We start from the raw sequence: 9,623 nt of genomic DNA, 5'->3' as shown, positions 1-9,623 counted from the left end.
AAACACAACCCGCTACGGGGGAGACTTACCCGAAATCTGATTTATTCAACAAAGCCGCTTCCCCACCGTGCACTGGGCCGTTCGTTGATGGTTAAGTTACCCGGATAATCGCTTTCCCACTTATCGCTGAAGGCACGATAAAAATCGTGTCCGACAGAGGAGACGGTGTGGTCGGTCAACAGTCCGGGGACTTCCACCTCAACAGCCTGAAGGTTTCCGGCAGCAAGCATAAAACCTGCGCCAGCAATCCAACGTAACGTGCGTTTCATGCTATTAACGCCTGAGGTTATCGTTTGCCCATGACACCGCCTGCGTGCGATTTTTAACAGCTATCTTTTTGAAAAGATTATAAAGATGCGTCTTAACCATATTTTCGCTGATAAATAACGAACGGGCGATTTCAATATTTGAAGCACCAATACGCAGTTTGTTCAGGATCTCTTTCTCACGGTGCGTCAGAAGAGCCGATTCTGAACTGTTATAGCGATAATTTCCGGAGTGGGTAATAAGGTAGCTGGCCAGCTTTTGCGAAAAATAGCACTCCCCCCGCAATATGCCCTGCAACCCCTCCACGACACGGTTTTCTTCTTCAGTGACGTAAAACACGCCGTTAATATGCGGCCAGCTCTCAATTTCGCGGAAAGGATACTCATCAGGCGTATTCAATAACAACACGCGGATATTATTGTTTTTCCTGCTTAAATTATCTTGCCAGTAATGGATGAGTTTTTTATCCGCTTCCATCATATCGAGAAGAATGATGCTGCCAGGAGCGATATCATCAAAAGAACGTTGAATATTATGCAGTTTCCCGTTAAGCGACAGGCATTGTTTTAAATGCTGCAATAACGCTGTCGCTTGTAAGGAAGGTTTGGTGATCAACAATAATGTATGACCGGGTAAGCTATGGACTTCATTAAACATGATGAAACCCCACGTTATTTATGACACCCGGCAGCTGCCCTTCGTATTATGTAAAGGGCACCAGAAGTACTGACAGGTGTGGCACTGCTGTGTGTAGTTAAAAAACCTTCCTCCAGAGGAGGCGGTAAATTTAAAAAACAAATAACGTACTGCTGTTTTCAATCTAGCTATTGCAAACTTTAAAGCAAGTGTTAATGGTGTAACATAATGTAAAATTCAATATTAATTTGTGTATTTGACGGTCGCAATAGATTTAAAGATAAGGGGAAAGTTGTACAGGTGTATAAACGTGCACACATTTTAAAATGCATGAAATATATTATAATTAATTGAATTATCTTGATTTATATTATTGTAAGCCAAGCGGCAAAAAGTATGAATGTCGATAAAAAGGTAAGACTTCTCTAAGCCGGACGGTTTTCTTAAGAAAACTTGCTTCGTGTCACGCACGTGATCAAGGGCACCGTTGTTTTTGTCTGAACAAGCTGACACAGGTTGGACAACCAGCCTCGCTGTTGTACAGGCGCCGGGAGAAGGCTGTTTTTCCGCATCAGATGCGCGCGGAGGGGTTTTTAGCCGGAACTTACGACTTTGAGGTGAATCAAAATATAAAAATAAGGCGCACGGGTGAGATATAAAACATGTTTCGGCAGACATACTCTTTTCCGTAACGCGGCGTTAACAAAATGAATCGCGTTAGCGGAGAACGGAACAGTTATTTAATCGCCAGGTCCAGGGTGACAGCATGAAAAACAAAACGTTGTTTATGATGTTTACATTACTGGGTGCGCCTGGGTATGTCATCGCAGGTGATTCAGATTTAGCCGCTTCTGAATATAATTTTGCGATAAATGAATTAAGTAAAGCTTCATACAATCAGGCAGCCATTATTGGTCAACAGGGTTCAGGTAATAATGCTGACGTTCGCCAGGGCGGTTCTAAATTACTGTCCGTTATTTCCCAGGAGGGTGGGAATAACCGAGCGAATGTTGATCAGTCAGGGACGTATAATCTTGCTTATATCGATCAGACCGGCAACGGTAACGATGCGAGTATTAAGCAGGGCGCTTTTGGCAACACCGCCATGATTATCCAGAAAGGCTCGGGTAACAGGGCGAATATAACGCAGTATGGTACGCAGAAAACAGCAGTTGTAGTACAGAGACAGTCGCAAATGGCTATTCGCGTTATTCAACGCTAGCGATGTGTGACGCCTTAATCAATCCGATGGGGGTTTACCATGAAACTTATCAAAGTGGCAGTTATTGCAGCAATCGTCGTTTCTGGCAGTGCTTTCGCAGGTGCGGTACCACAATTTGGCGGCGGCCACGGTGGTGGTTGGGGTGGCGGTAATAACGGCCCTGATTCAACCCTGAGCATTTACCAGTACGGCGGCGGTAACTCCGCGCTTGCTTTGCAGACGGACGCCAGAGATTCTGAATTGACCATTACCCAGCATGGTGGCGGTAACGGCGCGGATGTTGGACAGGGATCTGATGACAGCTCTATCGATCTGCTGCAAAAAGGCTTTGGTAACAGCGCCACCATCGACCAGTGGAATAGCAAAGACTCTGTTATCAATGTGAAACAGTTCGGCGGCGGCAACGGTGCGGCGGTAGACCAGACGGCGTCCGGTTCAACGGTGACTGTGCATCAGGTTGGCTTTGGCAACAACGCGACCGCGCATCAGTACTGATTTTTTCTGTATCCAAAAACAGGGCACAGGCCCTGTTTTTTTCGGGAGGATCTCATGAGCACCTTCATTCTCCTTGCCGCGCTTGCCAGCCAGATAACGTTCAGCACGTCACAACAGGAAAATATGACAACCATTATTCCTCAGGTCACCCTGGCGGACGCCTGCGAATGCCAGGTTGAGATGTTATCTGTTCGCGAGGGGCTGGTGGGAAAAAGTACATCGCGGCAGAAAAATACCCTTTTTATACCCGCTAATCAGCCGATTGATTTAAGCCGAATCAGTTTTAATAATCGCTCAGGGGATGCGGTAAAAATAATTGTCACCGTATCTGATGGAAAATCGCTCTATTTATCGCAGCAATGGACCGTACCGATGCACACGCTTTAATCATTCATTAAATCAATGATTTATAAAAGTGGCGGAGCTACGCAGTTAAGCTATGCTGATATCAAGAACCCGGCAATTTGGTTCCGTAAACTGATATTTCATAGGTCATAACGGAGCGTTTTTACCCCTCAAGGACGAATTACATTGAGGAGTACAAATAATGTTCAAATCCGCAGCGTCTATTATTTCTGGTCTGGGACTGCTTTTGTCCTCTTTTTTTTCTCCGGCTTATTCAGCAACCCTTGTAAATGGCGGGGTAATTCATTTTCGCGGCGCGGTGGTTGCTGACCCGTGCGAAGTGACGCCCCGGCATCAGCAGTTTGCAATCTCCTGTCCAAAAAATAACCGTATGGAAACGCATACTATCAGTTATGACGAAGCGCTCCGGGGCCATCGTACGCAATCCGAACTGGCCGCTGTCACCATGAAATACCTGAATGAAAAGAAAACGCTGGCGGTCGTTCAGGTGGATTACCGCTAGCGGCCGTTTCTTTCGCGGCGGTTTTTCTCCTTCTCCCTCTGCGATACACTTATGAAAAAGGCGGGTTGCAGAGGGTGTTTTATGAGACCGCAAATCGACGTTATTCATGGCGATATCACGACGGTACACGTTGACGTGATCGTCAACGCAGCCAACTCCTCCCTGCTGGGTGGGGGCGGCGTGGATGGAGCCATTCACCGGGCCGCAGGTCCTCAGCTTCTCGAAGCATGCAAAACCGTGCGCCAGCAGCAGGGAGAGTGTCCCCCGGGGCATGCGGTTATCACGCTCGCGGGCGATCTCCCGGCCAAAGCGGTGATCCACACCGTTGGCCCGGTCTGGCACGGGGGCGACCGCCATGAGGCTGAGATTCTGGAGCAGGCGTATCGTAACTGCCTGCGGCTTGCGGCAGATAACGGGTATAAAACCATGGCGTTCCCCGCCATCAGCACGGGGGTGTACGGTTATCCAAAGGAAGCGGCAGCAACGATCGCCGTGAATACCGTTTATCACTACCTTTCCCTCAAACCCATGCCGGAAAAAGTCATTTTCGTCTGTTTCGATGAGCAAACCGCCGACCTGTATCAGCGGATTTTGACCGAGCGTAGCCAGGCATTTTGATGCCTGAAATGCAAAAACGGCGCCCCGGAGGCGCCGTTTTGTTATTCCGCTTTAACCTGTGGTTTGCCTGAGAACAGGAAACGCAAAAGCGGGATCCGCAGGTGGATTTCATACAACACGATAGCAATGCCAACCACAAAGACCAGGCCGGTGAAGAAGCCCAGCGCATTCGAGGCGATATGCGGCGTAATGTATGCGCCGAAAAACAGCGTCAGCGGATGGTGAACCAGGTAGATAAACAGCGACGCATTAACGAAATAGGTTACGCGACTGGACTTAAAATTCAGCAGACGATGGCCCAGGGCGAACACCACGTTCACCATCCACAGCCCCATCAGCATCGTTATCACGCTCTCCGTCTCATACATCCATGCGTCGCCGCTGCCGTAGCGCTGATTGAGCAGATAGGCGGCAAAGGCCAGCGCGGCACCCACTGCACACCAGGGGGAGGGGGTAGTAAACAGCGGTTTAAGCCGGGGATGAATAAATGCCAGCGCCCCAATCAGGAAGAAGGGAATATAGAACAGTGTCTGCATCACCACGAAATTAAACAGCCCATCGCTCAAAATGGGTGGGTAGACAATGAACAGGGTACGCCTGACGGCGGCATAAGCGATGCCCAGCGCAAGAAACAGCAGCGACAGCTTGCCGTGGGTGATGTTGCCGAAGAAGGTCGAAGACGCGGTGCTCGCGCGCTGGCGCAGTTGACTGAAGATCAGCAAACTCACCGTGGTGAGCACCACCAGTACCAGCAGGAACCAGAGGTGCGAGATCAGCTCCCAGACCAGGGTATTGTATTTCTCATAGAGGGAGAGATTCGGCCAGTTTTCCGCCTTGCCTTTCACATATTGCAACATGATGAACTGCGGCAGCGTCAGCAGCGGGATGGCCGTCAGCATCGGTATACCCACGCGCTCCACGCGCACTTTCCACCACCGCTTCAGGGGATAGCGCAAGAAGAGCATATAAGAGAAATAGCCGGAAATGACAAAAAACACCTGCATGCGGAAGGCATGAATAAAATCGTTAAACAGCGTTAGCCACCAGGAGGGCAGCTGGCTGTTCACGTGCCAGGTGTGGCTGGAATAGATCAGTGAAATATGAAAAGGGATCCCCAATAGCATGAGCCATGCGCGGATCGAGTCGAGGAAATATTCACGTTGTACAGGGGTTGTGCTCATATAACTTTGCGCATTCTCAGACTTTTCGCCTTATCCCTAAGGCTCATAATGGTTACATTCGGAGCCAACCCTACACCAAGACCGACACCCTGTCTCCAGGATAAGCACGCAAAGTGAAATGCGGGTTCTTTCATTTGCTTAATCCATGAGCCAGCGAGCTGAACAAAGCAGTGATAATGTTGTCGGATTGCCTGAGTTTCCATTAAAATGGATCGGATCGATATAAGCACACAAAGGGGGAAGTGCTTACTTATTATGAAACATAAACCACAAATGATGAAAATGCGTTGGTTGGGTGTAACAGTGCTGTTGTCACTGTATACCTCATCTGCACTGGCCTTTAACATCGATGACGTCGCAAAACAGGCTAAATCGATGGCGGGCAAGAGCTACGAAGCGCCAAAAAGTAACCTGCCCTCCGTTTTCCGCGACATGAAATACGCGGACTATCAGCAGATCCAGTTCAATCACGATAAAGCGTACTGGAACAATATTAAAACCCCGTTCAAGCTTGAATTTTACCACCAGGGTATGTACTTCGACACGCCGGTTGCCATCAATGAAGTGACGGCGACCGCGGTACGCAAAATCAAGTACAGCCCGGATTATTTCAATTTTGGCGATGTGCAACACGATAAAGACACAGTGAAAGACCTCGGCTTTGCCGGCTTCAAAGTGCTTTACCCAATTAACAGCAAAGATAAAAACGACGAAATCGTCAGCATGCTTGGCGCCAGCTACTTCCGCGTGATTGGCGCGGGGCAGGTGTACGGGCTTTCTGCGCGCGGTCTGGCAATTGATACCGCGCTGCCATCAGGTGAAGAATTTCCACGTTTCCGCGAGTTCTGGATCGAACGTCCAAAACCAACCGACAAACGTCTGACAATTTATGCGCTGCTGGACTCCCCTCGTGCGACAGGCGCTTATCGCTTCGTGATCATGCCTGGGCGTGACACGGTCGTTGACGTGCAGTCTAAAGTTTACCTGCGCGATAAAGTGGGCAAACTGGGCGTCGCGCCGCTGACCAGCATGTTCCTGTTCGGGCCGAACCAGCCTTCTCCGGCGACCAACTTCCGTCCTGAACTGCATGATTCCAATGGCCTTTCCATCCATGCGGGTAACGGTGAGTGGATCTGGCGTCCGCTGAACAACCCGAAACATCTCGCCGTCAGCAGCTTTGCGATGGAAAACCCGCAGGGCTTTGGTCTGCTGCAACGTGGCCGTCAGTTCTCCCGCTTTGAAGATCTGGATGACCGCTACGATCTGCGCCCAAGCGCCTGGGTTACGCCGAAAGGCGACTGGGGTAAAGGTAAGGTTGAGCTGGTTGAAATTCCAACCAACGATGAAACCAACGATAACATCGTAGCGTACTGGACCCCGGATCAGCTGCCGGAAGCCGGTAAAGAGATGAACTTCAAGTATGCGATCACCTTCAGCCGTGACGAAGACAAACTGCACGCACCGGATAACGCGTATGTGATGCAGACGCGCCGTTCGACGGGTGACGTGAAGCAGTCCAACCTGATTCGTCAGCCGGATGGCACGCTGGCGTTTATCGTGGACTTCACCGGCCAGGATATGAAAAAACTGGCGCCGGATACTGCCGTGACGGCACAGGCCAGCATTGGCGATAACGGTGAAATCGTTGAGAACGCCGTGCGCTACAATCCGGTCACCAAAGGGTGGCGTCTGACCCTGCGCGTGAAGGTGAAAGATCCGAAACAGACCACTGAAATGCGCGCCGCGCTGGTCAGTAACGATAAGCCGCTGAGTGAAACCTGGAGCTATCAGCTACCTGCCAATGAATAATACATCTGAATATATTGATGCCATGCCGCTGACGGACATTGAAAAAGCGGCACTCCCTGCGAGCGACATCCGCGCGGTTCACACCGCGCTGGATGGTGAACATCGTCACTTTTCCCGTGATGATGATACGCCGCTGGGGTCAGTGAAGGCACGTCTGGAGCAGGCATGGCCGGACTCGCTGGCAGAAGGGCAGTTAATCAAGGATGACGAAGGGCGTGACCAGCTACAGGCGATGCCGAAGGCCACGCGTTCCTCTATGTTCCCCGATCCGTGGCGCACCAACCCGGTGGGCCGCTTCTGGGATCGCCTGCGTGGGCGTGACGTGACGCCGCGCTATCTGTCACGTCTGACCAAAGAACAGCAGGCGTCCGAGCAGAAATGGCGTACCGTGGGAACGATTCGTCGTTACATTTTACTGCTGCTGACGCTGGCGCAGACGGTTGTCGCCACCTGGTACATGAAAACCATTCTGCCGTACCAGGGCTGGGCGTTGATTAACCCTGCTGACATGATTGGCCAGGATATCTGGGTCTCCTTCATGCAGCTGCTGCCGTATATTTTACAGAGCGGCATCCTGTTGCTGTTCGCCGTGCTGTTCTGTTGGGTCTCTGCCGGGTTCTGGACAGCGCTGATGGGCTTCCTGCAACTGCTGATGGGACGTGACAAATACAGCATTTCCGCGTCGACGGTCGGGGATGAACCCCTCAACCCAGAGCACCGCACGGCGCTGATCATGCCTATCTGTAACGAAGACGTTGACCGCGTATTCGCCGGGCTGCGTGCTACGTGGGAGTCTGTAAAGGCGACCGGTAACGCAGCGCATTTCGACGTCTATATCCTGAGCGACAGCTACAACCCGGATATCTGCGTGGCAGAGCAAAAAGCCTGGATGGAGTTGATTGCTGAAGTGCAGGGCGAAGGGCAGATCTTCTACCGCCGTCGTCGTCGTCGTGTGAAGCGTAAGAGCGGGAACATCGATGACTTCTGTCGTCGCTGGGGTAACCAGTACAGCTACATGGTGGTACTGGACGCGGACTCCGTGATGAGCGGCGACTGCCTGAGCGGGCTGGTCCGTCTGATGGAAGCCAACCCGAACGCGGGTATTATTCAGTCCTCGCCAAAAGCATCCGGTATGGACACGCTGTATGCGCGCTGCCAGCAGTTTGCGACCCGCGTTTACGGCCCGCTGTTTACCGCCGGTCTGCACTTCTGGCAGCTGGGTGAATCTCACTACTGGGGCCACAACGCCATTATCCGCGTGAAGCCATTCATCGAGCACTGTGCCCTGGCACCGCTGCCGGGTGAAGGGTCGTTTGCCGGGTCCATTCTGTCGCATGACTTTGTGGAAGCGGCGTTGATGCGTCGTGCAGGATGGGGCGTCTGGATTGCCTACGATCTGCCTGGCTCGTATGAAGAGCTGCCGCCGAACCTGCTGGATGAACTCAAACGCGACCGCCGCTGGTGTCACGGTAACCTGATGAACTTCCGCCTGTTCCTGGTGAAAGGAATGCACCCTGTTCACCGGGCGGTGTTCCTGACGGGCGTCATGTCCTACCTGTCTGCACCGCTGTGGTTTATGTTCCTCGCGCTCTCAACCGCGTTGCAGGTCGTGCATGCCCTGACGGAGCCACAGTACTTCCTGCAACCGCGCCAGCTGTTCCCGGTGTGGCCGCAGTGGCGTCCGGAGCTGGCGATTGCGCTGTTCGCGTCGACCATGGTGCTGCTGTTCCTGCCTAAGCTACTCAGTATCATTCTGATCTGGTGCAAAGGTTCGAAGGAGTACGGTGGTTTCTGTCGTGTGACCCTTTCCCTGCTGCTGGAAGTGCTGTTCTCGGTTCTGCTGGCACCGGTGCGTATGCTGTTCCATACGGTGTTCGTGGTGAGCGCGTTCCTGGGATGGGAAGTGGTGTGGAATTCCCCGCAGCGTGACGATGACTCTACGCCGTGGAGTGAAGCCTTTATGCGCCACGGCTCTCAGCTGCTGCTGGGCCTGGTGTGGGCCGTTGGTATGGCCTGGCTGGATCTGCGTTTCCTGTTCTGGCTGGCGCCAATCGTCTTCTCGCTGATCCTGTCGCCATTTGTGTCGGTGATCTCCAGCCGTTCCACGGTGGGGCTGCGTACCAAACGCTGGAAGCTGTTCCTGATCCCGGAAGAGTATTCTCCGCCGCAGGTGCTGGTGGATACCGATACCTACCTGGAGCAGAACCGCAAACGCACGCTGGATGATGGCTTTATGCACGCCGTGTTTAACCCGTCATTCAACGCGCTGGCAACCGCAATGGCGACGGCGCGTCACCGCGCCAGCCAGGTGCTGGAGATTGCCCGCGACCGCCACGTTGAGCAGGCGCTGAACGAGACGCCAGAAAAGCTTAACCGCGACCGTCGTCTGGTGCTGCTGAGCGATCCGGTGACGATGGCAAGGCTTCATTACCGCGTGTGGTCCGCGCCGGAGAGATACTCTTCGTGGGTGAACTACTACAAGGACGTGAAGCTGAATCCGCTGGCACTGAAGGCGAAGTAACGCTTC

Annotated in this window: 10 protein-coding genes and 1 pseudogene; 7 read left to right on the top strand and 4 right to left on the bottom strand. The window is 52.3% G+C overall.

What is annotated here, in order from left to right; all coding sequences use genetic code 11:
- Positions 1 to 56: 56 nt before the first annotated feature.
- The 3 genes and pseudogenes from ACOTX7_RS12635 to ACOTX7_RS12625 form a co-directional block, all read right to left on the bottom strand.
- Positions 57 to 269: pseudogene (locus ACOTX7_RS12635) on the bottom strand (CsgE family curli-type amyloid fiber assembly protein); the annotation flags it as partial.
- A gap of 4 nt (positions 270 to 273) precedes the next feature.
- The gene (gene csgD, locus ACOTX7_RS12630; RefSeq protein WP_221255782.1) at positions 274 to 924 is read right to left on the bottom strand and encodes a biofilm master transcriptional regulator CsgD; all 651 of its coding nucleotides are present in this window, start codon (positions 922 to 924) and stop codon (positions 274 to 276) included.
- 300 nt (positions 925 to 1,224) lie between these two features.
- Positions 1,225 to 1,581, bottom strand: a complete 357-nt coding sequence (locus ACOTX7_RS12625; protein ID WP_221813566.1) for a hypothetical protein — start codon at positions 1,579 to 1,581, stop codon at positions 1,225 to 1,227.
- A gap of 88 nt (positions 1,582 to 1,669) precedes the next feature.
- Here ACOTX7_RS12625 and csgB point away from each other — a divergent pair, with 88 nt between their 5' ends.
- From csgB to ymdB, 5 genes are all read left to right on the top strand, one after another.
- Positions 1,670 to 2,125 (top strand): curli minor subunit CsgB, encoded by a 456-nt coding sequence (gene csgB, locus ACOTX7_RS12620; protein ID WP_000792383.1) that lies wholly within the window; start codon positions 1,670 to 1,672, stop codon positions 2,123 to 2,125.
- Positions 2,126 to 2,164: 39 nt separating this feature from the next.
- Positions 2,165 to 2,620 (top strand): curli major subunit CsgA, encoded by a 456-nt coding sequence (gene csgA, locus ACOTX7_RS12615; RefSeq protein WP_006809292.1) that lies wholly within the window; start codon positions 2,165 to 2,167, stop codon positions 2,618 to 2,620.
- Positions 2,621 to 2,674: 54 nt separating this feature from the next.
- On the top strand, positions 2,675 to 3,007 hold the full coding sequence (gene csgC, locus ACOTX7_RS12610; protein ID WP_221255783.1) for a curli assembly chaperone CsgC: 333 nt from the start codon (positions 2,675 to 2,677) through the stop codon (positions 3,005 to 3,007).
- 160 nt (positions 3,008 to 3,167) lie between these two features.
- Positions 3,168 to 3,488, top strand: coding sequence for a type 1 fimbrial protein (locus ACOTX7_RS12605; protein ID WP_205924095.1), 321 nt, complete (start codon positions 3,168 to 3,170; stop codon positions 3,486 to 3,488).
- Between the two features lie 81 nt (positions 3,489 to 3,569).
- Complete coding sequence (gene ymdB, locus ACOTX7_RS12600; protein ID WP_006809289.1) at positions 3,570 to 4,106, top strand: O-acetyl-ADP-ribose deacetylase; 537 nt, start codon at positions 3,570 to 3,572, stop codon at positions 4,104 to 4,106.
- Positions 4,107 to 4,147: 41 nt separating this feature from the next.
- On the opposite strand, the gene mdoC is transcribed toward ymdB, so the two are convergent.
- Positions 4,148 to 5,287 carry a glucans biosynthesis protein MdoC gene (mdoC, locus tag ACOTX7_RS12595; protein WP_221255784.1) on the bottom strand — a complete coding sequence of 380 codons (1,140 nt, stop codon included), beginning with the start codon at positions 5,285 to 5,287 and terminating at the stop codon, positions 4,148 to 4,150.
- Between the two features lie 255 nt (positions 5,288 to 5,542).
- Here mdoC and mdoG point away from each other — a divergent pair, with 255 nt between their 5' ends.
- The gene (gene mdoG / locus ACOTX7_RS12590) at positions 5,543 to 7,096 is read left to right on the top strand and encodes a glucan biosynthesis protein G (RefSeq protein WP_221255785.1); all 1,554 of its coding nucleotides are present in this window, start codon (positions 5,543 to 5,545) and stop codon (positions 7,094 to 7,096) included.
- Positions 7,089 to 9,617 carry a glucans biosynthesis glucosyltransferase MdoH gene (gene mdoH, locus ACOTX7_RS12585; protein WP_015570846.1) on the top strand — a complete coding sequence of 843 codons (2,529 nt, stop codon included), beginning with the start codon at positions 7,089 to 7,091 and terminating at the stop codon, positions 9,615 to 9,617. The genes mdoG and mdoH overlap by 8 nt, the downstream gene beginning before the upstream one ends.
- Positions 9,618 to 9,623 lie beyond the last annotated feature (6 nt).

The sequence above is a fragment of the Enterobacter cloacae complex sp. IR5418 genome (assembly GCF_049238105.1).
GTDB lineage: Bacteria > Pseudomonadota > Gammaproteobacteria > Enterobacterales > Enterobacteriaceae > Enterobacter > Enterobacter hormaechei.
Note: the sequence above shows the minus strand (reverse complement) of the source record. Positions and strands in the feature narration are given on the sequence as shown.

What these genes read in the sequence shown, in the direction of transcription:
- csgB (WP_000792383.1), top strand. Translation starts at nt 1,670, where the DNA reads ATGAAAAACAAAACGTTGTTTATGATGTTTACATTACTGGGTGCGCCT.
- csgA (WP_006809292.1), top strand. Translation starts at nt 2,165, where the DNA reads ATGAAACTTATCAAAGTGGCAGTTATTGCAGCAATCGTCGTTTCTGGC.
- mdoC (WP_221255784.1), bottom strand. Translation starts at nt 5,287, where the DNA reads ATGAGCACAACCCCTGTACAACGTGAATATTTCCTCGACTCGATCCGC.
- csgD (WP_221255782.1), bottom strand. Translation starts at nt 924, where the DNA reads ATGTTTAATGAAGTCCATAGCTTACCCGGTCATACATTATTGTTGATC.
- mdoH (WP_015570846.1), top strand. Translation starts at nt 7,089, where the DNA reads ATGAATAATACATCTGAATATATTGATGCCATGCCGCTGACGGACATT.
- ACOTX7_RS12625 (WP_221813566.1), bottom strand. Translation starts at nt 1,581, where the DNA reads ATGTCTGCCGAAACATGTTTTATATCTCACCCGTGCGCCTTATTTTTA.
- ymdB (WP_006809289.1), top strand. Translation starts at nt 3,570, where the DNA reads ATGAGACCGCAAATCGACGTTATTCATGGCGATATCACGACGGTACAC.
- ACOTX7_RS12605 (WP_205924095.1), top strand. Translation starts at nt 3,168, where the DNA reads ATGTTCAAATCCGCAGCGTCTATTATTTCTGGTCTGGGACTGCTTTTG.
- csgC (WP_221255783.1), top strand. Translation starts at nt 2,675, where the DNA reads ATGAGCACCTTCATTCTCCTTGCCGCGCTTGCCAGCCAGATAACGTTC.
- mdoG (WP_221255785.1), top strand. Translation starts at nt 5,543, where the DNA reads ATGAAACATAAACCACAAATGATGAAAATGCGTTGGTTGGGTGTAACA.